We start from the raw sequence: 21,514 nt of genomic DNA on the forward strand, positions 1-21,514 counted from the left end.
CCCGGTCCGGAGAGCCCGATCCGGGCGTCGTCCAGCCAGCTCTGTCGTGCCTCGGTCGGGTGGCCCGCTCAGCGGGGCGCCGCCACGGCAGCCCGGGATCCGGCCACGCCCGGGACGGAGGTGCGCCCCAGCTCCACCACCGGCAGCCCCGGGAACTCGGCGGGCCGGTGGGACACGACGAGCGCCGTGCGGCCACGGCTCAGCTCGGTGATCTCGTCGGCGAGCGCCGTGGCCGTGGGGGCGTCCAGGTGGGCGGTGGGCTCGTCGAGGGCGAGCACGGGACGGTCGGCCAGCAGCACCCGGGCCACCGCGAGCCGCTGGCGCTCGCCGCCGGAGACCGGGCCGCCGTGCTCGCCCAGCGGCGTGTCGAGCCCCTCGGGCAGCGACGCGAACCACCCGCCGAGGCGTGCGTGCCGCAGGGCGTCGACGAGCTCCCCGTCGGTCGCCGTGGGGCGGGCGAGGCGCAGGTTCTCGCGCAGGGTGCTGTCGAACAGGTGCGCGGCCGGCCCGCACCACGCGATGTGCGCGCGCACGTCCTCGGCGGCCATCGTCGCGGTGTCCCGGCCGTCGAGGGTGACGGCGCCGCGCGCGGCCGCGAGGGTGCGCAGGACCGCGGCGAGCACCGTGCTCTTGCCCGATCCCGACGGCCCCGCGAGCACCATCCGCTCGCCGGGCGGGAGCGCGAACGACACCCCGCTGACCGCCTCCCGCGTCGCGTCCGGCCAGCGCACGGCCAGCGCCTCGGCGGCGACCAGCGGGTCGTCGGGCACGCGCGCGGGGCGGGGCGGGTCGGTGACCGGGGCGGGTGCGGCCTCCAGCCCGGCGAGCCGGCGGGTGGCCGGGACCGCCTCGGCGAGACGCGTCGCGGCGTCGGGCAGCCCGGCGACGAGCTCGGCGGCGGCCAGCGGCGTGAGCGCGAGGACCGCGAGGGCCGTCGGCGCCAGCCGCCCGTCGGCCAGCGCGAGCACGCCGAGGACCGTCGCCGCGACCATCGCGAGCCCGAGCCCGAGGACCCCGAGCCCCGCGCCGACACCCGCACCGCCCGCCTGCGCCACGAGGCGGCCGGCGAGCTCGGCGTCGTGCGCGGCGAGCCGTCGCCGGCGGCGGTCCGCCGCACCCAGGACGAGGAGGTCGGCGGCGCCGTCGAGCAGCTCGAGGGTGCCGGTGGCCACCGCGGCGCGGGCCGTGGCGGTGCTCCGCGCGGCCCGCCGGCCGGCGGCGACACCGAGCAGCGGGGCGACGACGCCCGCGAGGATCAGGCCCAGCGCGAGGGCGAGGCCCGCCTCGGGCAGCAGGACGGTGAACAGACCGACCAGCGCCGCGCCGACGAGCAGCGCGGACGCGGCGGGCACGACGGTGCGGATGAGCACGTCCTGCTGGGCGTCGACGTCGCCGGTGAGCCGGGACAGGAGGTCGCCGCGGCGCTGCCCGGCGGTCGCGGCCGGGCCCCGGCGCACGAGGGCCCGCCACACGCGCACGCGCAGGTCCGCGCCCAGGCGCAGGGCGGCGTCGTGGGACGCCAGGCGCTCGAGGTAGCGCAGCACGCCCTTGGCCAGCCCGAACGTGCGCACCGCGACGATCGCGACCATCAGGGTCAGCAGCGGCGGCTGCAGCGCGGCCGCGGAGATCAGCCACGCCGACGTGGCGGTCAGCGCCACCGCGCTGCCCAGCGCCCCGGCGCCGAGCACGACGGCGACCGCGAGCCGGCCCGCGCGGGGGCGGGCAGCGGCGGCGAACCAGCGCAGCGCGCCCGCCACGCGCCCCTCGGCCGCCGTCGGCTCCACGGCCTCCTCGGCCTCCTCGGCCTCCACGGCCTCCACGGCCTCCTCGGGCGCCGGCGCCGGGACCGGCGCGGGTGGCGCCGGCGGGGGAGCGGTGGCGACCGCGGGCGCGGTGGTTCCCGCGGGGCCCGGGGGCGGGCCGGCGAGATCGACGACCCGGTCGCACGCGGCGAGCACGTCGGGGCGGTGGCTGACGACGATCGCGCTGCCGCCGGCGAGGGCGTGGGGCAGGGACGCCAGCAGGGCGGCCTCGGTCGCCGCGTCGACGCCCTCGGTGGGCTCGTCGAGCAGGACCAGGGGGCGGTCGGCGAGCAGCGCGCGGGCGAGGGCGACGCGGCGCTGCTGGCCGGTGGACAGCCCCGCGCCCCGCTCGCCGACGGGGGTGTCGAGCGGCAGGTCCACCCGCGCGACCCGCGCGGCGCGGGCGACCGCCGCGTCGGGCGCCTCGGGCGCGCCGAGGCGGACGTTGTCGGCGACCGTGCCCGCGACGAGCACGGGACGCTGCGGCACCCACGCGACGCGGGCGCGCCAGGCCGCCGGGTCGAGCTCGTCGAGCGGGACGCCGCCGACGAGCACGCGGCCGCGGTCGGGGCGGCGCAGCCCTGTGACCAGGTCGAGCAGCGTCGACTTCCCCGCGCCGCTCGGGCCGCGCAGCCCGACGACCTCGCCGGGCGCCACGGTCAGCGAGAGGTCGTCGAGCACGGGGCCGGCGCGTCCGTCGACGCCGATCCGCTCGAGGCGCACCGGCACCCGCGAGGGGTCGGGCGCCGGCCGGCGGGCGCCCCCCGGGCCCGCCGGCGCGGCGGTGCCGAGCACCGCGAACACCTCGTCGGCCGCGGCGAGGCCCTCGGCACTGTCGTGGAACCGGGCGCCGACCGCGCGCAGCGGCAGGTAGATCTCCGGCGCCAGCATGATCACCAGGAGCCCGGTGGCGAGGTCGAGGCGGCCCTCCGCCAGGCGCAGGCCCACCGAGACCGCGACGAGGGCGACCGAGAGCGTCGCCAGCACCTCGAGCACCAGCGCGGACAGGAACGCCACCCGCAGGGTGCGCATGGTGGCCCGGCGGTACTCGGCGGCGACGGCGCGCAGCCGCCCGGCCTGGGCGCCGGCGCGCCCGAAGGCGACCAGCACGTCGAGCCCGGCGACGAGGTCGAGGAAGTGGTGGCCCAGCACCGCCAGGGCCCGCCACCGCCGCGTGGTGTCGTCGCGGGTGCGCAGGCCGACCAGGATCATGAACAGGGGGATCAGGGGCACGGTGACCGCCACGATCACCGCGGAGAGCCAGTCGGCGGTCAGCAGCCGCACCCCGACCAGCAGCGGCACCGTCGTGGCGAGCAGGAGCGTGGGCAGGTAGCGGCGCAGATAGCCGTCGAGGGCGTCGATGCCGCGGGTCGCGAGCGTGCCGAGCTCGCCGGTCGAGGGCAGGCGCGGGTCGCGCGGGCCGAGGCGCAGGACCTGGTCGACGAGGTCGGCCCGCAGCTGCCCGATCACCCGGGCACTCGCCCGCACCGCGGCGGCCTCGGTGGCCCAGGCCAGCAGGGCCCGCCCGGCGACCACGACGACGAGCCCCGCCAGCAGGGTCGTCAGCGCCGCGAGCGGTGCGCCGTCGAGGAACGCCCGCGCCACCACCCGCGAGAGCAGGTCCGCCTGGGCGACGACCAGCCCGGCCGTGACCACGCCCGCCGCGGCCGTGAGCACCACGAAGGTGCGGGCCGGGCGGACGTGGCGCAGCAGGCGGGGATCCAGGGGCTTCACCGCTCCACCCGCGGGCGCCGCTCGCGCGGGGGCAGGCCGGTGGGCGGCGGGATGTCGTCGCGGGTCAGGCGCCGGCGGAAGACCCAGTAGCTCCAGGCCTGGTAGGCCAGCACGACGGGGGTCACGGCGAGCGCGACCCAGGTCATGATCTGCAGCGTGTAGGGCGTCGACGCGGCGTTGGTGGTGGTCAGCGTGCCGGCCGGGTCGGTGGACGACGGCAGGACCGCGGGGTAGAGCGAGCCGAACAGCGTCACCGTGGTGGCCACGATGGTCACCGCGGTCAGCGTGAACGCCCACCCCTCGCGGGCCCGTCCCACGAGCAGGACCGCTCCGAGGAGGGCGAGCGCCGCCACCACGACGCTGAGGATCGTCCAGCCCTTGCCGTGCGCGAGCTGGGTCCAGACGAGGAAGACCGCCGCGACCGGCACCGCGCCGGCGCCGAGGCGCAGGGCCAGGCGGTGGGCCCGCAGGCGCAGGTCGCCGTCGGTCTTGAGGGAGACGAACACCGCGCCGTGGAGCAGGAACACCAGCAGCGTGGTCAGGCCGCCGAGCAGCGCGTACGGGTTGAGCAGCGTCAGCAGCGTGCCGGTGTACTCGTGCCGGGCGTCCAGCGGCACCCCGGCGACGATGTTGGCGAACGCCACGCCCCACAGCAGCGCGGGGACCGCCGACGTCGTGACGATGACGGCGTCCCAGCGCCGGCGCCACGTGTCGTCGTCGACCTTGCCGCGGTACTCGAAGGCGACCCCGCGACCGATGAGGGCGACGAGCAGCACCAGCAGCGCCAGGTAGAACCCGGAGAACAGGCTCGCGTACCACTCGGGGAACGCCGCGAAGGTCGCCCCGCCGGCCACGAGCAGCCACACCTCGTTGCCGTCCCAGAGCGGGCCGATGGTGTTGACGACGCGCCGGCGGTCGACCTCGTCGCGGCCCAGCCGGGTCAGCAGGGCGCCGACGCCGAAGTCGAAGCCCTCGAGGACGAAGTAGCCCGTCCAGAGCAGGGCGATGAGCAGGAACCAGATGTCGGTCAGGGCGAGGCCGATCACGGCGTCCCTCTTCTCCTCGTGTCGGCGGGGGTCAGTACGCGACGGCGAGCGGACGCGGCGCCGGCGTGCTCGGCGCGTCCTCGTCGGGCGGGGGCAGGGGGTCGGGCCCCTTGCGGGCGTAGCGGACGAGCAGGGTCACCTCGACGACGGCGAGCACGCCGTAGAGCACGGTGAACACGATCAGCGACGTCGCCACGGAGGCGGGGCCGACCGAGGGGCTCACCCCGTCGGCGGTCCGCAGCGTCCCGTACACGACCCACGGCTGACGGCCCATCTCGGTGAAGATCCAGCCGACGGAGTTGGCGACGACGGGGAACCCGATGCCGGCCAGCGCGGCCCACGTGAACCAGCGGGACGTCGGCACCCGGCCCCCGCGCTGCAGCCAGAGCCCCGCCAGCGCGAGGAGCATGGCCAGGGCGCCGAAGCCGATCATGACGCGGAAGGTCCAGTAGGCGACGGGCACGTTGGGCCGGTAGTCACCGGGACCGAACTGCGCCTCGGAGGACCGCTGGACGTCGTTGATCCCCTCGACCGTGCCGTCCGGGTCGCCGGTGGCCATGAAGGAGAGCACCTTGGGCACCCGGATGCTCCAGACCTCCTGCGAGCCGTCGAGACTGCCGATGGTGAACAGCGAGAACGAGGCCGGCGTGCTCGTGTCCCACAGGGCCTCGGCGGCGGCCATCTTCATCGGCTGCTGCTCGGTCATGAGGCGGGCCTGGACGTCGCCGGTGACCACCGTGCCGACGCCGGCGACGAGCACCGTGACCAGCGCCAGGCGCAGCGAGGAGCGGAACACCCGCGTCTCGTTGCGCCGCGCGAGGTGCCAGGCGGAGATGCCGAGGATGAACATGCCGGCGGTCAGGAAGGCCGCGGTGATGGTGTGGGTGAAGGCGCCCACGGCCGTGGAGTTGGTCAGCACCGCGCCGAAGTCGGTGAGCTCGGCGCGCCCGGTGACCGGGTTGACCACGGACCCGACGGGGTGCTGCATCCAGGAGTTCGCGGCCAGGATGAAGTAGGCCGAGAGCAGGGTGCCGATCGCTGCGGCCCAGATCGTCGCCAGGTGGACCCGCTGCGGGAGCCGGCCCCAGCCGAAGATCCACAGGCCGAGGAACGTCGACTCGAGGAAGAAGGCGAGCAGGCCCTCGATCGCCAGCGGCGCACCGAAGACGTCGCCGACGAAGCGGCTGTAGTCGCTCCAGTTCATCCCGAACTGGAACTCCTGGACGATGCCGGTCACGACGCCCATGGCGAAGTTGATCAGGAAGAGCTTGCCCCAGAACTTCGTCATCCGCAGCCAGCGCTCGTCACCGGTGCGCACCCAGGCGGTCTGCATGCCCGCGACCAGCAGCGACAGGCCGATCGTCAGCGGCACGAACAGGAAGTGGTAGACGGTCGTCACGCCGAACTGCCAGCGCGCCAGGTCCAGCGCCATCTCGAGGGCCTCCCGCGTCGGGCCCGCACCGGACGCGGGGATCGCCGACGACCGTGCCGTGGCGGGGCTGTTGATGATCAGGGTCGAAGGTCCCGCCGCTGGTCCCCGGGGGGCCGGGCCGAGTGCCCGTCGAGGACGGGCCCGCCGCCCGTACCGGGCCTGCGCCCCCGCCGCCCACGCTGGCCGCCGACCCAGCGAGCGAGGAGGCGGCCGACGATGAGCACGACCGGGACGGGTGCGGTGCACCGCGCGATCGGGCTGTTCCTCCCGCGCCGCTCGACGTTGCGGCGGCCCAGCGACCGCCTCGAGGTGGGGGCCCGCTGGGTGCTGCTGCTCGTCGGCCTGCTCCTCGTGCCGGTGGCCCTGGCCGTCGGGAGCCAGGTGACGGCGGACCTGACCCCGCAGGTCGCCGCGCAGCGGGCCGAGCGCCACCAGGTCGTCGGCGAGGTCGTGGCGGACCCGCGTCAGGCGCCGCCCCGGCCCGACGTGGTCGTGAACGAGGAGCGTGCGCCGGTCCGGTGGACCGCCGCGGACGGCACCCCGCGCGAGGCCGTCGTGCGGGTGCCCGCCGAGACCCGGCCCGGCGACACCCGCGTGCTGTGGGTGGACGCCGCGGACCGGCCGACGGGGGCGCCGCTGAGCCCGGGCTTCCCCGCCACCCAGGGTGTCCTCACCGCGCTCGTCATCCTGCTCGGCGACCTCCTGGTGTCGGTGGGCCTCCTCGCCGGGCTGCGCTGGGTGCTCGACCGCGCCCGGTTGCGGGCGTGGGAGGCGGCCTGGCGCCGCTTCACCGGTCCGGATCACCCGAGCATGCGCTGACCGCCACCGAGCAGACCGCCAGAGAGCACCGCCCCGGTGCCGGACCTCGGGTCCGGCACCGGGGCGGACCCACGGGCGGTCCGGCGCGTCAGCGCGTCGGCACGGCCCGGGCGTGGTCCTCGACCCGGTAGGCCGGCCCGGCCTCCGGCACCGGCACCACGGCGACGACCGGGCACCAGGCGCGGCTGACCAGCCGCGCCGTCACCGAGCCCCCGGGCGGGTCGCCCAGGCCCTCGACGTGGCGGGTGCCGAGCACGAGCATGCGGGCGTCCTCGCTCGCGCGCAGCAGCACCCGGGCGGGCCGGCCCTCGCGGACCTCCAGGCTCAGCCGGACCCGCTCCGCGGCGTCGTCGCCGAGCGCGCGGCGCACCGCGCTCTCGAGCTCCGCGCGGGCGTCCCGGGCGCGGTCGCCGGCGGTGCCGTAGAGGTCGGCCGGGCCGGAGGCGATGAGGGCCACGAGCGGCGCGCCCTCCGCCTGCGCGATGCCGGCCGCCCAGCGCAGGGCCTGCACGGACTCGTCGGACCCGTCCACGCCGACGACCACCGGCGCGTCGGCCGCCGCGCGCGCGCCGTGCACGTCCAGCTCGCCGCGGGCCACGCGCCGCAGCACGTCGCGGCGGCTGACGACACCGACGGGGATCTCCTCCTGCAGGATCGGCAGCGCCCGGCAGCCGGCGTCGAGGAGGCGGTCGACGAGCTCGTCGACCGGGGTGTCCGGATCGGCGGTGGGCACGTGGGTCATCAGCTCGGCGGCGGGGGCGTCGTCGGCGGCCCCGACGAGGCGCCGCTCGTCGACGACGCCGAGCAGGCGGCCCCGGGCGTCGACGACGGGGGCCGAGGCGATGCCGTGGGACACGAGCAGGGCCGCGACGGCCGCGCGGGGCGCGTCGGGCGGCACCGTGAGCACGGGGCTGGTCATGAGGTCGCGGGCCCGGCGCGGGCCGGAGGCGGTGTCCATCCCGCGATCGTTCGAGGGTCCGCGCCGCCGCGGCAGGGCCACCGGACCGGGCGCCGGGGGCACGGAGGGCCCGACCTCGGTGACGTCCGGCCCTGGGAGACGGGCGCGCACCCGCGCACAGTCCCGGCATGAGCGTGACCCGCACCCGGTCGTCCGAGCGGTGGAGCCCCACGGAGGTCGCCGCCCTGCTGCGCGCCCTCGAGCCGCTGGCCGGGCCGGGGGCGGCGTGCGCGGTCTCGGTCCGCGACCGGCGCGTCGAGCTGACCCTCGACCCGGCGGCGCTCTCCGCGGCGGGCATCCCGCCGCACCGCGTGCTGGTGCACGCGGGGCGTCTCGTCGGGGCCGTGGAGAACGCCCTGCGCTCGTCCGGGTGGGCGCCCCGCACCGTCGTCGCCACCGACGCCGACGCCCGGCCCCTCGCCGCGGTGTCCGCGACGCGCCGGCGCCCTGCCACCCCCATGGACCTGGGCCGTCGCCGCGTCGACCGCCGGGCGGGCGGCGCCGCCTCGCCGCGCTACGCCGCCCCCGCCGACGCCTCGCGCGTGGTGGACGTCGCCCACGCCGCGGCGTCCCGCGGGGCGTGGCTGCACCTGCTCAACGGCCCGACCCGCGACGGGGTCCCGGCCTGGCGCACCCCGGCGCCCGTCCCGGCCGACACCCTCACCCTCGAGCTGCCGTGGCGCCGCGACCCCGTGCTGGCGGTGTGCACCCACGAGGACGGCGTGCGCGAGGCCGTCCTGGCCGGCGTCGTGCTCGAGCGGGCGGTCGTCGAGGCCGCCCTGCGCGGGCTGCAGGTCGAGCCGCACGTCGAGGCCTTCGACGACCCCGCGGTCCGGGCCGCGACGCTCGCCGCCGCCGAGCACGACACCGGCGTCGGGCACGCGGCGGTCCGCCTCTACCCCTGATCGGCGGGCTCCCTCACCGGCGGGCTCCCTCACCGACGGGCTCCCTCACCGACGGCGGAAGCGCTCCGCCACGCTGTGCAGCAGCGTCCGGGCGTCGAGGACCCCGCACGGCTCGCCGTCGACCACGACGAGCAGCAGTCCGTGGCCCTCGGCGAGCATCAGCTCGGCGGCGCGCGACCGGGGCACCGAGGGCGCGACCGTCGGCACGCGGGTCGCCAGCGCGCCGACGGTGTCGAGCATCCGGGCCGGCCGGGCCCCGCCGTCGAGCAGGTGGCGCAGGAGGTCCACCTCGCTCACGGCCCGCACCGTCCCGTGCCCGCGGACCACCAGGTGGTCGGTGCCGAGCTCGCGCAGCCGGTGCAGGGCGGTGCTCACCCGCGTGGTGTCCGGCACCTCGACCGGCGCGAGCGGGCCCATGAGGAAGCGCACCGGCTGGTCGTCGTCGAGGGCCTCGGGCGGGACGCCGGCGGCACGCGCCGCGGTGGTCACGGGGTGCGTGGTCACGGGTGCGTGGTCATGACCTGACGGTCGGCGGGGCCGGCCGGGGCGAGCAGGGCCGGAGGGCCCGGAGATGACGGGTCGCCCGGGGTCACCCCGCGACGCCGCCGACCCTGCCGGCGACCCCGCGACGCGTCCGACGCTGGAGGCCACGCAGCGCGATGTGAGGAGGACACGATGGTGGCGACGGACGATCGGTCGGTCGAGGGCACGGCGCCCGTGCTCGAGGAGGAGCCCGACACCCACCCCGCGATCGCCGCCCGGTTCCGCGACCACTCGGTGGCGGCGTCGGCCCGTGACGTGATCGGGGCACGCCTGCGCGTCCGGGGCGTCGTGCGCGTCGGCCGCGCCTGGTGGCCCTACCGCGGGCACGAGGTGACGCTGCCGACGCACGGCTACTTCCGGGAGATGCGGGTGGTCGGCGGCCTGCGCGTCGTCGACTCCTGGGTGGCCGGTCGCGCGCGGCGCGCCACGACCGTGCTCGGCCGGTGCGTGCACCCCGCGCTGGTGGGCCCCGACCTCGCCCGCGCCGACCTCGCGCACGCCGCGCTGAGCGCGATGTGGGTGCCCCCGGTCCTGCTCCCCGCGGAGCACACCCGGTGGAACGTCGAGGACCGCGACACGGCCACCGTCGCCTTCGCCGTCGCGGGCGCCCCGGTCCGGGTGCGGCTGACCCTGCACCACGGCGGCCTGCCCCGCCGCATCAGCACCGTGCGCTGGGGCGACCCGGACCGCACCGGCTTCTTCCGCGACGTCCCCTTCGGCGCGGAGATCCTCGAGCACCGCACCTTCCACGGCCTCACCGTCCCGAGCACCGGCATCCTCGCGTGGCGTCCCGACGGGCCCGGACCCACCCGCGAGGTCCTGCGCTTCCAGGTCGTCGGCCTGGAGCCCGTCCACGCCGGCGGACCGGTCCTCGACGAGCTCTGCGACCCGGACGCCGTGCCGGGCGACGCCGCCGAGGGGCAGCTCTGGTAGGCGTCCCCGGCGGCGGACGACGGCCCCGCCCTCCCCGACGGGAGGGCGGGGCCGTCGCTCGTCTCAGGCCACCGGCTCGGTCGTCGGTCGACCCCGTCGGTGCGCCGTGGCGACGGCCGCGGTCACCGCGGTCGCACCGAGGCCGACCAGCACCGCGCCCGCGACCAGCAGCGCCAGCGAGAGGGCCCGCAGGCCGGGCACGGTGGCGCCGGCGTCGGCGGCCACGTCGATCCCCGCCCGCCCGTCGGGCTGGACCACGACGAGCACCCAGTCGCCCGGCGTGGGGCGCCACGTCAGGGTCTGCGTCCCCGGGCCCGAGACCTGGGCGACCCAGATGCCGGCGTCGGCGGGCGGCCCGGACAGCGGCCCGCCGGGCTGCTCCACCACCCGCGGCCCCGTGTCGCCGTCCCGGCTCTCCGCCACGGTGCCCACGGCGACGCCGGCGAGCCAGCGGTCGGCCGCGTCGCGCGGGGCGATCCCGAGGAACACCGGGCGCCCCGGCTCCAGCGCGGCGGCCCGCACCCGCACGTCGCCCAGCGCCGCGCCGGGCGAGAAGAGGGTCGGGTCGCTCGGCTCGAGCAGCAGCTCGGGGGACCGCACCGCGTAACCCGTGCCCGTCACGACCGTCGGCGGGGTGGTGAGGAAGCCGGTGGCGTCGCGACCCGCCGCGTCGGTCGCCAGCCCCGTCGCGCCGCCGACCACCGGAGCCACGGCGCCGAGGCACAGCACCGCGCCCAGGGCGAGCCCCAGGACCGGGCCCACCGTCCAGCCCGGACGGGGCGGGGGCGCGGGCGAGGGTGCCGTCGTCGCCGGCGCCCCCGGCTCGCGCGGACCCGGCTCGAGCACGAACGGGGGGTAGCGATCCGTCGTCAGCAGCACGTAGGCCGCGACGCGCAGAACCCAGCGATTCAAGCCCATGATCAGGTCGAACAGCGGGCGCGGGTAGGTCCCGCGCACGGCGTGCACCACGATGGCGACGAGGGCCAGCAGGCCGATGAGCCCGCCCGCACCCAGGGACCACCGGTAGCCCTGGTCCTCCCAGATCCACCACGGGCTCGCGATCAGCAGGCCGACCACCAGGTACTGGGGGAGCGCCAGCAGCCACCACTTCACCAGGACCAGGCCCCGGGAGAGCCGCTCCGGGTACTCGATCTCCAGGTCGGCGGGGTAGGCGGGATCGGGCCGCAGGCTGAAGGGCGGGTAGCGGTCGGTGCCGAACGCCGCGTTGGTGTAGAAGGCCACGCGCCACGTCCACCGCAGCACCCCGACGGTGACGTCGAACAGCACCCGCGGGTAGCGCCCGGTCACGAGGATCGCGACGAAGGCGACGACCGTGACGAGCCCGAGCGCGACCCACAGGAACGCCAGGACGATCCAGTGGGGGACCGCCAGGATCCACTTGACCAGCCACAGCCAGCGGGAGAGCCCGGGGTCCAGGTCGCCGCGGACCCGGGCCGGGAAGCGCGGTGCGGATGGTGGCGGCGGGGACGGCGGAGGTGGTGGGGGCGGGGACTGCGGGACGGGCGTGGTGGTCATGGCGGCCCTCCGGGCGTCGCGGGTGCGTGCGCCGACGCTGGCGGCGACGGCCGCCGGCGAGCAGGGCCGACCGGACCGGAGCGGGCGGGGCGTTCAGTCCTCGTCGAGGTGCGCGAGGGCGAGCAGGGCGTCGGTCGTGGTGACGATGCCGACCACGGCGCCCTCCTCGACCACCACCGCGGCGTCCAGGCCGCCGGCGAGCACCGCCCGCGCGACGCGGGCCGCGGTGGCGCCGGCCTCCACGGTCGGCACGGGTCCCCGGACCAGGCGCCCGACCGGTGCGGTGACGCCGTCCACGGCCGCGGCGATGACGTCGCGGTCGACGAGGAGCCCGGTGCAGCGGTCGCCGGCGATCACCGGTAGGTGCCGCACCCCGGCCACGCGCATGACGCGCAGGGCCTCGGCGACGGACGTCTGCTCGGTGACCACCCGCACGGGCCGGGTGGGACGCAGGCCCGGAGCCGGGTCCGGGGGTCCGGAGCGTGTGGTCGTCATGCCGCCATCCCGCCCGAGACCGTCGTCCCCCGCCAGGGCCGTCGGTCCCCTCCGCGGGGACCGGCCGGGGCGGGGGCCGGGACCGCCGTCCGTCCCGGTCGGGCCGTTGGTCCCTGCCGGTGCACGCCGCGCGGGGTGACCGTTGCCGCTGGGCGCGTCGACCGACGGGCCCGCGAGCGATGGTGGGAGGAGGAGCCATGAGCGAGCAGACCGCCGGGGCTCGTCCCGAGTCCCCGGCGCGGTCGGCCGGGGCGACGGACGGTCCGTCGGCGCCCGCACGCGCGACGGACCGGGACACCTGGGCCGGCTGGGTGCGCTTCGGCGCCGTCGTGATGGTCGTCGTCGGGGTCTTCGGCGTCGTCCAGGGCCTGGCGGCGATCGTCAGCCCGACGTACTTCGTGACCGGCACCGGCACGGTGCTCGTGCTGTCGTGGGCGACGTGGGGCTGGATCCACCTCGTGATCGGCGCACTGGTCGCGATCGTCGGGGCCGGCCTGCTCGGCGAGGCGGCGAGCTGGGCCCGGGGGGCGGGCATCGCCGTCGTCGGGCTGAGCGCGATCGTGCACCTGGTGATGATCCCGGTGGCGCCCGTGTGGTCGATCGTCGTGATCGCGCTGGACGTGGTGATCCTCTACGCGCTGGTCACGACCTGGAACGACCCGTTGGGTGCGCGTCACTGAGGAAGCTCCGCCCCCGGGACGGCACGGCGCCGACCCGGGGGCGGACGTCTGCCCGGCGGGGGAGTGGTCGTGCGGAGGTGGTCGACGTGACCGAGGGGCCGGGCCCCACCGAGGTGCCGGACCGGATGCGGGAGCTGGTCCTCGCCGTCGACGCCTACCGCCGGGCCTACGCCGACGCGCTGGGGCTGGGCGTCGGCGAGGTGCTGACCCTCTCCGACCTGGGGCGTGAGGGCGCCCGGCCGGTCGCGATCCTGGCCGCGCGCCTGGGCGTGACGGCGCCGGCGGGTACCGCGCTCGTCGACCGGTTGCAGATCAAGGGGCTCGTCGTGCGCCGCCCGCACCCGTCCGACCGGCGCAGCACCCTGATCGACCTCACTCCCCGCGGCCGGCGCGTCGCGGACCTCATGGGCCGGCTCTTCAGCGAGGACGTGCTGGCCGCGCTCGACGGCGCTCCGGTGCCGCACGCCCGCGAGCTCGCCGAGCTGCTCGACGGCCTCGCGGCCGTGCTGCGCCAGCGCGCCGGCGACGTCAACCGGCTGCGCCGGCGGCTGCTGCGCGAGGACAACGTCGTCGACGGCGCACCAGGGGCCGCGGCGGGGGCGACGGACGACGCAGGGCCGGAGGTGGGCACGTCGTGACCGCCGCACCGGCCCGCGGCGGACGACCATCGACCCCCGCGTCCGGGACGGAGGACCCGGGAGCCGACCCGTCCCGCGGACGAGCGTCTCCTCGAGCGGGCGAGGGCCCGCGCGGAGAGGAGACAGCCATGCCCAGCACCACCGACAGCACCACCGACAGCACCACCTACAGCACCGCCGACAGCACCGCCGGGACGCGACGTCGGGTCGTCGACCACGCCGGGGTGGGCATCGGCCGCGCCGGCGACGACGGCTGGGTCACCGACTTCGCCGGTGTGCGCGTCGGCCGGGTGCTCGACGACGGGACCGCCGAGGACTTCTCCCACGTCCACATCGGGAGGCTCGACACGGTGGCGCCGCGCCGCGGGGCGGCCTGAGGACATCGGCTCGCGACCCCGTGGGCGCACGGGGACCAACGGCCCTGGCGGCGGCGCCGGTGCGACCCGAGCCTGGACGGGTCGGCGGGTCCACCAGGGGACGACCAGGGGGACGACATGGCGGGCGAGGCGCGGGCGGAGCGCGAGCCGGTCGCTGCCGCGGTCTTCTGGCCGTGCGACCTGCGGGATCGGGTGCCCCCCGCGGTCCTGCGCTACTTCGCGCAGTCCCTGCTCCCCGGGGCGCCCGTGGTCCCCGGGGTGCGCCTGCGGATGCGCGGGTCGTTGCGGCTGGGGCGCGTGTGGCTCCCGTTCCGGGCCGACGAGGTCCTCGCGCCGCGGCGGGGCTTCCGCTGGTCGGCGACGGTCGGCGGGGTCATCCGCGGCGCCGACCGCGGGGGTGCGGGACCGGGGCGGATGCGCTGGACCCTCGCGCGGCTGCTGACCCTGGTGGACGCGGACGGCCCCGACGTCAGCCGCAGCGCCGCCGGGCGCGCCGGCGCGGAGGCCATCTGGGCGCCGGCGGCCGTTCTGCCCGGCCCCGGTGTCTCGTGGTCCGCGCCCGACGACCGCCACCTGCGCGTCCACTTCGCCGTCGGCGACACCCCCGTCGACCTGCACCTCCACCTCGACGACACCGGGCGGCCGCGGACGTTCCGCACGATGCGCTGGGGCGACCCCGACGGGACCGGCCGGTGGGACTGGTACCCCTTCGGCGGACGGGTCACGACCACCCGGCTCTTCGGGACCTCCGTGGTCCCGGCGACCGGCGCGGTGGGCTGGTACCCCGACGGCCCCGACGCCCGGCGCCACGAGTTCTTCCGCTTCCGGCTCACGGCGCTGGCGCCTCACGCGTGATCTGCGGCGAGGCGCCCGTAGGCCCCCACCGCGGCCCAGGCCAGCGCGGCGACCCCGAGGAAGAGCAGGTAGACGGCCCCGTAGCCGGTCACCGTGGCCAGTGCGGCGGCGGCGGGCGCGAGAAGGCCGGCGAAGCCCCACCCGGTGAACACCAGCCCGTAGGTGGTGCCGAAGCGGTCGGCGGACACGACGTCGGACGTGGCCGCCGGCGTCAGCGTCGACAGCGCCCCGTACTGGGTGCCGAGCAGGAGCAGGGCGCCCAGGGCGACCGGTCCGCCCGCGCCGACCGCCAGGGGGAGGCAGGCGAGGAGGAGCAGCGCGGCGTTGCCGTGCAGTGCGGCGCGCCGGCCGATGCGGTCGGAGAGGGGCCCGGCGACGAGCCGGCCCGCGAAGTTGCCGAGGTTGAGCAGCACCACCGCGAGGCCGGCCGTCGCGGCGTCGCCGGCGAGGTCGCCGGCCTGGGCGAACGCGGCGAGGGCCGGCGCGCTGCCGAGCCCGAACGCCAGCCACAGCGCGACGACGGGCCGGCTCGGCCGCGACCGGTGGGCGGCGGGGTCCCGCGGGCGGCGCGGGGTGGGCCGGGCGCCGGGGACGAGGGCGGCGGCGACGGCGAGCACGGCGCCGAGCACCGCGGCGAGGACGACGAAGGTCGCGCTGCGGCCCACCGCCGCCAGCAGGGCTGCGGCGAACGGCGCGAGGACCGCACTGCCGGCGGCGTAGGCGCTCACCACCAGGCCGAGGGCGAGACCGCGGCCGGAGGCGACGGTACCGGCGACACGGACAGCGGTGGCGTAGCCGAGTCCGGTGGAGCCGCCGACCAGCACACCGAAGGTCAGGAGCAGCAGCACCACGGAGGACGCGGCGGCGCTGCCGAGCAGCCCGAGCACCGTGCCGGCGAGCGCGACGAGGGCGAGCCGGCGCGCTGCGTACCTGTCGGCGGCCCGCCCGCCGGTGAGCACGCCGAGCATGAAGGCGGCCAGGCCGACGGAGAACACGCCGGCGAGCACCGCACGGCTGATGCCGAGATCGCGGCCGAGGGAGTCGGTGAAGACGTCCCAGGCGAACAGCGGGCTGACCGCCAGGTCGAGCAGGACAGCACCGGTGAGGGCGCGTCGCCTGCTGGTCGTCGCGGCGCCGGTGTCGGCCACGGTCACATGGTGGCGGCGGGGACCAGTTCGGTCAGCAGGGCGCGGACGCGGCGGTCGATGTCGGCGCGGATGGGGCGGACGTCGTCGATGCCCTTGCCGGCGGGGTCGGTGAGCTCCCAGTCGAGGTAACGCTTGCCGGGGAAGACCGGGCAGGCGTCGCCACAGCCCATGGTGATGACGACGTCGGCCGCTTCGACGACGTCGGTGGTGAGCGGCTTGGGGAACTCGCGGGAGAGGTCGAGGCCGAGCTCGGCCATCACCTCGCGGACCGCCGGGTTGATCTCGTCGGCCGGGGTGGAGCCGGCGGAGCGGACGTGGACCGCGCCCCGGGCGTGGTGATCGAGCAGTGCGGCGGCCATCTGGGACCGGCCGGCGTTGTGGACGCAGACGAACAGGACCTCGGGGACGTCGGACACGAGTGCTCCCTGGGCTTGAGCGGCGGCGGTCAGGCGCTCGCGGGCGAACCGCTCGGCGAGGACGGTCAGGTGGGTCGTGAGCTTCGCGGTGGTGGAGAGCAGCTCGTGGGACTCGACGACGCAGGTCGCAACGGTCTCGGGGGAGAACACCCCGGCGAAGCGCTCGGTGAGCGTGTCGGCGGCGCGGGCGAGGTGGTGGTCGGTGGAGAGCAGGCTCAGCGCCTCGAGGTCGCGTCGCGGCGGGACCACGGGACTGGCCGGGCCGGCCGGGCCGACAGGGCTGGTGGTGGGGTGGGGGTCGACGGCATCGTTGCTCAGCTCGCTCATCTCAGCGTGCTCCTGGTTCGGTGGGCTCCGCGTCACCGGTGCGGGACGGGAAGAGTCGGCGGCGCAGCCACAGCGACACATAGACCAGGGCGACCAGGACGGGCACCTCGATGAGGGGGCCGACGACCCCGGCGAGAGCCTGGCCGCTGGTGGCGCCGAAGGTGGCGATGGCGACGGCGATGGCGAGCTCGAAGTTGTTGCCCGCGGCGGTGAACGCGAGTGTGGTGGTACGTCCGTAGCCCAGACCGACCGCGCGGCCGAGGGCGTAGGCGCCGGCCCACATGACGGCGAAGTAGATGAGCAGGGGCAGCGCGATCCGGACGACGTCGAGGGGCCGGCTGGTGATCGCCTCGCCCTGTAGCGCGAACAGGATCACGATGGTGAACAGCAGCCCGTAGAGCGCGAACGGTCCGATCCGGGGCAGGAAGCGGGTCTCGTACCAGTCGCGGCCGCGAGCGCGTTCCCCGAGGCGGCGGGTGAGGTAGCCCGCGAGCAGCGGGATGCCCAGGAAGATCAGCACCGAGCGCACGATGGCCCAGGCCGACACGTCGAGCCCGGCGGTGGGCAGGCCGAGCCAGCCGGGCAGGACCGCGAGGTAGAACCAGCCCAGGGCGCCGAAGGCGATCACCTGGAACACCGAGTTGAGGGCGACGAGCACGGCGGCGGCTTCGCGGTCGCCGCAGGCGAGGTCGTTCCAGATGATGACCATGGCGATGCAGCGCGCGAGCCCGACGATGATGAGCCCGGTGCGGTACTCGGGCAGGTCGGGCAGCAGGAGCCACGCGAGGGCGAACATGAGCGCGGGCCCGAGCACCCAGTTCAGGACCAGCGACGACACCAGGAGCCGTCGGTCGCCGGTGACGGTGTCGAGGCGGTCGTAGCGGACCTTGGCGAGCACCGGGTACATCATGATCAGCAGGCCGAGGGCGATCGGTAGCGAGACGCCGTCGATGGCGACCGCGCCCAGGGCCTCGCCGAGACCGGGGATCAGCCGGCCGGCCAGCAGCCCGAGGATCATGGCCGCGAGAATCCACACCGGCAGGAACCGGTCGAGGGTGGAGAGCTTCGCGACGACCCCGGCCCCCTCGGCGCCGGCCGGATCGCGCGAGGTCAGGTCCTCGGTGCTCACGCCTCGACCACCGGCAGCTCGTCGCGGTCGGCCGGCAGCGCGGCGGGGCTGTCCGGAGCGGCGGGCACCAGCACGGCCGACAGCTGGTCCAGCAGCTCGGGTCGGACCCGGTAGTAGACCCAGGTGCCCCGGCGCTCGCCGGTGATCAGCCCGGCCTCGCGCAACACCTTGAGGTGGTGGGAGATCGTGGGCCCGGACAGGTCGAACACGTCGGTGAGGTCGCAGACGCAGGCCTCGCCGCCGGCGTGGGAGGCGATCAGCGAGAGCAGTCGCAGCCGCACGGGATCGCCCATGGCCTTGAACACCCGCGCCAGCTCGGTGGACTGCCGGGCGGTCAGCGGTTCGCGGGCCAGCGGCTCGCAGCACCCGACGACGTCGGCGAGCGGGGCCGGCCCTCGCTCCCGCGTCCCCTCCTGATTCGACATACGTCTACCTTGACACGTGTCGAACCAAGGAGCAACCTCTGCTTCGACCGACGTCGAAACAGACGTCGTCGAGTTCGAGGAGGACGCCGTGTCCCGTGTGCAGCTCGCCCTGCGGGTCTCCGACCTGGAGGGCTCGATCCGCTTCTACAGCCGGCTCTTCGGGGTGGAGCCGGCCAAGCGCCGCCCCGGCTACGCCAACTTCGCGGTCGCCGAGCCGCCGCTGAAGCTGGTGCTGCTCGAGGGTCGGCCGGACCGCCCGACGGTGATGGACCACCTCGGGGTGGAGGTGACGTCCACCGACGAGGTCGACGACGCCACCGCGCGCCTCTCGGAGCTGGGGCTGTTCACCCAGGTCGAGGAGGACACCACCTGTTGCTACGCCCGCCAGGACAAGGTGTGGGTGCGGGGTCCGGGTGACGAGCCGTGGGAGGTCTACACCGTCACGGAGGACTCGCCGGACTTCGGCACCAGCGGGATCGGAGCCACGATGCCCGACGCCGACGCCGCCGGGACCCCGGCCGCGGCGGGCGCGTGCTGCGGGGTCACCGCCTGCTGCTCCCACGACGAGGCGCCGACCGAGCCCGGCGTGACCGCCACCGAGGCCAAGACCGCCGCCGGCTGCGGGTGTGTCGCGTGACCGGACCGTCCGTCGCGGGGGTGCGGGCGGTGGACCGCCCGCGCCGGCGTGCCGCGCTAGCCTCCCACGCCATGTCCACCGCGATGGAGGGCGGCGGGCGCTACAACGCCAACGCCTCGGCCCAGGCCGCGTCGTCCGCGTTCGGTCTCGACCTGTTCCGGGACGCCGCCGCCCGCGCGCCGCTCGGCCCGGCCGGGGTGGTCACCGTCGTCGACTACGGGGCGTCCGAGGGGCAGAACTCCCTGGCGCCGATGGCGGCCGCCGTCGAGGCCGTCCGGCAGACCCGGGGCGAGGACCAGCCGGTGTGGGTGTGCCACACCGACCTGCCGGACAACGACTTCGGGTCGCTCTTCCGCACCGTCGCCGACGACCCGGGCACCTACCGGCGCCCGGGCGTGCACACCGCGGCCGTCGGACGGTCCTTCTACGAGCAGCTGCTCCCCGACGGCTGGGTGAGCGTCGGGTGGAGCTCCATCGCCGTGCACTGGCTCGGCGAGGTCCCGGGGCCGCTCGACGGTTTCTGGTTCAGCAGTGCGAACCGCGAGCAGGACGAGGCCTGGGCGCGGGCGGGCGCCGCCGACTGGTCCGCGTTCCTCGGTGCGAGGGCCGCGGAGATGCTGCCGGGGGCCCGCCTCGTGATCGTGGTCGGCGCCGCCCACGGGGAGGGACGCACGCGCCGGTCCGGCGCCGAGCGCGCCATGGACGAGGTCGCCCGTGGCCTGCAGGGGCTCGTCGAGCGCGGCGTCCTGCGCGAGGAGGAACGGGACCGGATGACGATCCCGGCCTGGTACCGCACGGATGCCGAGTGGCGGGCCCCGTTCGGCGACGGCGGCGACGGCGGCGACCTCGAGCTCGAGCACCTGGAGCTCGTCGACATCGGGGATCCCCTGTGGCGCCAGACCGAGGAGTCCGGGAACCCCGCGGCCTACCCCGCCCGGGTCGCCGCGGCCCTGCGGGTGTCCTTCGGTCCCTCGCTGCTCCAGGACCTCGACCCGGACCGGCGCGCCGCCGTCGCCACCGAGCTCTTCGACCGTCACCTGGCCGACGCGATCGCGGCCCAGCCACCCGGGCCGTGGTTCGACTGGCGCCTCGCCGTCATGGTCGTCGTGAAACGGGGGTGACCCGGCGGGGCCCGCACGTCCCGGCGCTCCGGCCCGGTTCGGCACGGCCGCGGCGTGGGGCAGCAGCGGGGGCTCGTCACGCCCTCGCCGACGCCCGCCCCGCGTGTGCCCGCACGGCCGTCACGACCGAGACGCAGGAGGCGAGCGCGAGCCAGGCCAGGCGGGGCGCGAGGGCCCGGGCGGCCCGTGCGTCGAGCGTCGCGGCCCGGGTGAAGGCGTGGGTCGTGGTGGCCAGGGCGACGACGGTGTCCGCGGCGCCGAGGGCGGGGCTGCGCCGGCCGAAGTAGAGCGGGGAGAAGGCCGCGTAGAGGACCCACGTGGCGGTCTCCGACGCCAGCACGGCGCCTCGTCCCGGGGTGCCTTCGGGCAGGTTCGCGATCCGCAGATCCGCCCAGAGCGTCAGGGTGTTGTTGACCGCCCAAACCGGTGCGAAGAGCCAGCCGGGCGGGGCGAACCGGGGTGTGGGGAGGCTCGCGTAGAACTCCTGCTCGCCGGTGCCCCCGCCGGCGAGGGTGCCGGGCAGGTTGGCCACGACTCCGACCGCAGCGGCGTGCCACCAGCGGTAGCGCGGGCGGGGCGGTGCCGGTGGAGCCGTCCGGTCGGCGGGCGGGGCGGGCGCGAGGGTGCGGACGGTCACCGGTTCTCCTCGAGGGTGTCGCTGTGGCGGAGCCAGTCGGCGACCGCGCGGAGGGTCCGCGTGGGGGCCTCGTGGTGCGGGAAGTGCCCGACGTCTGGCCAGGTCTCGGCGCGGTAGGGCCCGGTGAACAGGGCGTCCTGCCCGGCCGCCAGCTCCGGGAGGGCGCAGCCGTCCCGTGCGCCGGTGAGATAGAGCGTGGGCACCGCGATCGGGCGGGGCTCGGCGGCGAACCCGCCGGCGCGGTACATGGCGACCGGCCCGGGCATGCTCGCGCCAGCGTCTCCCTGACGTGGGCCAGGTGCTCGGCCGGCAGCGCGGCGTCCGGCGCGCTCCATCGGCGCCACAGCCGGTCGACGGCGGCGAAGTCGCGACGGCTCACCGCACGGTCGGCGAGGGCGCCGAGCTGGAAGAACACGATGTAGCGGCTCATCCACAGCTGGCGCGGGAGACGTCGGGCGTTGCGGGTGACGAACGCGGGGTGGGCCCCGGCCATCAGCACCGCGGACCGGAACCGCTCGGGGCGCTCGGCGAGAGCGGTGTAGGCGAGCTGGGCTCCGTAGTCGTGGCCGAGGAAGGCGACCGGCTCCTGCGGCGACAGCGCGTCGACGACGGCGTTCAGGTCGGCGACGAGGCCGGCGGCGTCGAGCGGTCCGTCGAGGGGCGAGGGAGCGTAGCCGCGGAGGTTGACCGCGGCGACGCGGTACCCGTCGGCGGCGAGCCCCGCCGCGATCCCGTCCCAGGTGCCGGCGTCGTCGGGGAAGCCGTGCAGGCACACCACCCAGGGGCCGCGCTCGCCCCGGAGGCGCGCTCCGAACGCGCCGCGCGGCGTGGTCACGATCGTCGGTCCCGTCTGCTCCGTCGACGATGCCATTGTATCTCCGTTTCCGAGATACCTGGATGCGGAGAAGTGTGCGGCTAGGG

Annotated in this window: 22 protein-coding genes and 1 pseudogene; 9 read left to right on the forward strand and 14 right to left on the reverse strand. The window is 76.8% G+C overall.

All coding sequences use genetic code 11. From position 1 onward, the window contains the following. Positions 1–68 precede the first annotated feature (68 nt). From cydD to ACYX4T_RS04270, 3 genes are read right to left on the reverse strand one after another with little or no spacing between them, the layout of a single operon-like run. Positions 69–3,536, reverse strand: a complete 3,468-nt coding sequence (gene cydD / locus ACYX4T_RS04260; protein ID WP_476013335.1) for a thiol reductant ABC exporter subunit CydD — start codon at positions 3,534–3,536, stop codon at positions 69–71. Then, positions 3,533–4,582, reverse strand: coding sequence for a cytochrome d ubiquinol oxidase subunit II (gene cydB / locus ACYX4T_RS04265; RefSeq protein ID WP_476013336.1), 1,050 nt, complete (start codon positions 4,580–4,582; stop codon positions 3,533–3,535). The genes cydD and cydB overlap by 4 nt, the downstream gene beginning before the upstream one ends. Positions 4,583–4,613: 31 nt before the next feature. Beyond that, the gene (locus ACYX4T_RS04270; RefSeq protein ID WP_476013337.1) at positions 4,614–6,014 is read right to left on the reverse strand and encodes a cytochrome ubiquinol oxidase subunit I; all 1,401 of its coding nucleotides are present in this window, start codon (positions 6,012–6,014) and stop codon (positions 4,614–4,616) included. Positions 6,015–6,230: 216 nt separating this feature from the next. Between ACYX4T_RS04270 and ACYX4T_RS04275 the strand changes: the two genes are divergently transcribed. Then, positions 6,231–6,833, forward strand: coding sequence for an Rv1733c family protein (locus tag ACYX4T_RS04275; protein WP_476013338.1), 603 nt, complete (start codon positions 6,231–6,233; stop codon positions 6,831–6,833). An 88-nt stretch (positions 6,834–6,921) separates the two neighbouring features. Here ACYX4T_RS04275 and ACYX4T_RS04280 read toward each other — a convergent pair whose 3' ends face one another. After that, complete coding sequence (locus tag ACYX4T_RS04280) at positions 6,922–7,791, reverse strand: CBS domain-containing protein (RefSeq protein WP_476013339.1); 870 nt, start codon at positions 7,789–7,791, stop codon at positions 6,922–6,924. Positions 7,792–7,919: 128 nt separating this feature from the next. Here ACYX4T_RS04280 and ACYX4T_RS04285 point away from each other — a divergent pair, with 128 nt between their 5' ends. Next, positions 7,920–8,696, forward strand: a complete 777-nt coding sequence (locus ACYX4T_RS04285) for a serine/threonine-protein kinase (protein ID WP_476013340.1) — start codon at positions 7,920–7,922, stop codon at positions 8,694–8,696. 45 nt (positions 8,697–8,741) lie between these two features. On the opposite strand, the gene ACYX4T_RS04290 is transcribed toward ACYX4T_RS04285, so the two are convergent. Then, positions 8,742–9,200 carry a CBS domain-containing protein gene (locus tag ACYX4T_RS04290; protein ID WP_476013341.1) on the reverse strand — a complete coding sequence of 153 codons (459 nt, stop codon included), beginning with the start codon at positions 9,198–9,200 and terminating at the stop codon, positions 8,742–8,744. 171 nt (positions 9,201–9,371) lie between these two features. Here ACYX4T_RS04290 and ACYX4T_RS04295 point away from each other — a divergent pair, with 171 nt between their 5' ends. Further along, positions 9,372–10,172: a DUF6544 family protein gene (locus ACYX4T_RS04295; protein WP_476013342.1), complete on the forward strand. Its 801-nt coding sequence runs from the start codon at positions 9,372–9,374 to the stop codon at positions 10,170–10,172. A gap of 63 nt (positions 10,173–10,235) precedes the next feature. Here ACYX4T_RS04295 and ACYX4T_RS04300 read toward each other — a convergent pair whose 3' ends face one another. Together ACYX4T_RS04300 and ACYX4T_RS04305 are read right to left on the reverse strand one after the other, a co-directional pair. Then, positions 10,236–11,708 carry a DUF4389 domain-containing protein gene (locus ACYX4T_RS04300; protein ID WP_476013343.1) on the reverse strand — a complete coding sequence of 491 codons (1,473 nt, stop codon included), beginning with the start codon at positions 11,706–11,708 and terminating at the stop codon, positions 10,236–10,238. Positions 11,709–11,801: 93 nt separating this feature from the next. Then, complete coding sequence (locus tag ACYX4T_RS04305; RefSeq protein ID WP_476013344.1) at positions 11,802–12,203, reverse strand: CBS domain-containing protein; 402 nt, start codon at positions 12,201–12,203, stop codon at positions 11,802–11,804. 197 nt (positions 12,204–12,400) lie between these two features. On the opposite strand from ACYX4T_RS04305, the gene ACYX4T_RS04310 reads away from it, so the two are divergent. The 4 genes from ACYX4T_RS04310 (at position 12,401) to ACYX4T_RS04325 (ending at position 14,753) form a co-directional block, all read left to right on the forward strand. Next, complete coding sequence (locus ACYX4T_RS04310; protein ID WP_476013345.1) at positions 12,401–12,883, forward strand: DUF7144 family membrane protein; 483 nt, start codon at positions 12,401–12,403, stop codon at positions 12,881–12,883. Positions 12,884–12,969: 86 nt separating this feature from the next. Further along, positions 12,970–13,521, forward strand: coding sequence for a MarR family winged helix-turn-helix transcriptional regulator (locus ACYX4T_RS04315; RefSeq protein WP_476013346.1), 552 nt, complete (start codon positions 12,970–12,972; stop codon positions 13,519–13,521). A 128-nt stretch (positions 13,522–13,649) separates the two neighbouring features. Then, positions 13,650–13,898, forward strand: coding sequence for a hypothetical protein (locus tag ACYX4T_RS04320; RefSeq protein WP_476013347.1), 249 nt, complete (start codon positions 13,650–13,652; stop codon positions 13,896–13,898). Positions 13,899–14,015: 117 nt separating this feature from the next. Continuing rightward, on the forward strand, positions 14,016–14,753 hold the full coding sequence (locus ACYX4T_RS04325) for a DUF6544 family protein (protein WP_476013348.1): 738 nt from the start codon (positions 14,016–14,018) through the stop codon (positions 14,751–14,753). Here the strand turns inward: ACYX4T_RS04325 and ACYX4T_RS04330 are convergent. From ACYX4T_RS04330 to ACYX4T_RS04345, 4 genes are read right to left on the reverse strand one after another with little or no spacing between them, the layout of a single operon-like run. After that, positions 14,744–15,901 (reverse strand): MFS transporter, encoded by a 1,158-nt coding sequence (locus ACYX4T_RS04330; RefSeq protein WP_476013349.1) that lies wholly within the window; start codon positions 15,899–15,901, stop codon positions 14,744–14,746. The two genes, ACYX4T_RS04325 and ACYX4T_RS04330, sit on opposite strands and share 10 nt — an antisense overlap. 2 nt (positions 15,902–15,903) lie before the next feature. Further along, the gene (locus tag ACYX4T_RS04335; protein ID WP_476013350.1) at positions 15,904–16,644 is read right to left on the reverse strand and encodes an arsenate reductase ArsC; all 741 of its coding nucleotides are present in this window, start codon (positions 16,642–16,644) and stop codon (positions 15,904–15,906) included. 1 nt (position 16,645) lies between these two features. Continuing rightward, positions 16,646–17,773, reverse strand: a complete 1,128-nt coding sequence (gene arsB / locus ACYX4T_RS04340) for an ACR3 family arsenite efflux transporter (protein ID WP_476013351.1) — start codon at positions 17,771–17,773, stop codon at positions 16,646–16,648. Then, the gene (locus ACYX4T_RS04345) at positions 17,770–18,198 is read right to left on the reverse strand and encodes an ArsR/SmtB family transcription factor (protein ID WP_476013352.1); all 429 of its coding nucleotides are present in this window, start codon (positions 18,196–18,198) and stop codon (positions 17,770–17,772) included. Before ACYX4T_RS04345 ends, arsB begins: the two co-directional genes overlap by 4 nt. 88 nt (positions 18,199–18,286) lie before the next feature. Between ACYX4T_RS04345 and ACYX4T_RS04350 the strand changes: the two genes are divergently transcribed. Both ACYX4T_RS04350 and ACYX4T_RS04355 read left to right on the forward strand, forming a co-directional pair. Beyond that, positions 18,287–18,835 (forward strand): ArsI/CadI family heavy metal resistance metalloenzyme, encoded by a 549-nt coding sequence (locus ACYX4T_RS04350; protein WP_476013353.1) that lies wholly within the window; start codon positions 18,287–18,289, stop codon positions 18,833–18,835. 71 nt (positions 18,836–18,906) lie between these two features. Further along, complete coding sequence (locus ACYX4T_RS04355) at positions 18,907–19,956, forward strand: class I SAM-dependent methyltransferase (protein ID WP_476013354.1); 1,050 nt, start codon at positions 18,907–18,909, stop codon at positions 19,954–19,956. A gap of 76 nt (positions 19,957–20,032) precedes the next feature. Here the strand turns inward: ACYX4T_RS04355 and ACYX4T_RS04360 are convergent, their stop codons facing one another. The 3 genes and pseudogenes from ACYX4T_RS04360 to ACYX4T_RS04370 all read right to left on the reverse strand — a co-directional run. Further along, positions 20,033–20,593, reverse strand: a complete 561-nt coding sequence (locus tag ACYX4T_RS04360) for a tryptophan-rich sensory protein (RefSeq protein WP_476013355.1) — start codon at positions 20,591–20,593, stop codon at positions 20,033–20,035. Further along, a complete protein-coding gene (locus ACYX4T_RS04365) occupies positions 20,590–20,859 on the reverse strand; it encodes an alpha/beta fold hydrolase (protein ID WP_476013356.1) in 270 nt (89 codons plus the stop codon). The genes ACYX4T_RS04360 and ACYX4T_RS04365 overlap by 4 nt, the downstream gene beginning before the upstream one ends. 227 nt (positions 20,860–21,086) lie before the next feature. Then, a pseudogene (locus ACYX4T_RS04370) lies at positions 21,087–21,464 on the reverse strand (alpha/beta fold hydrolase); the annotation flags it as partial. Positions 21,465–21,514: the final 50 nt, after the last annotated feature.

It is taken from the genome of Actinomycetospora sp. ABD4_176, from assembly GCF_056311855.1.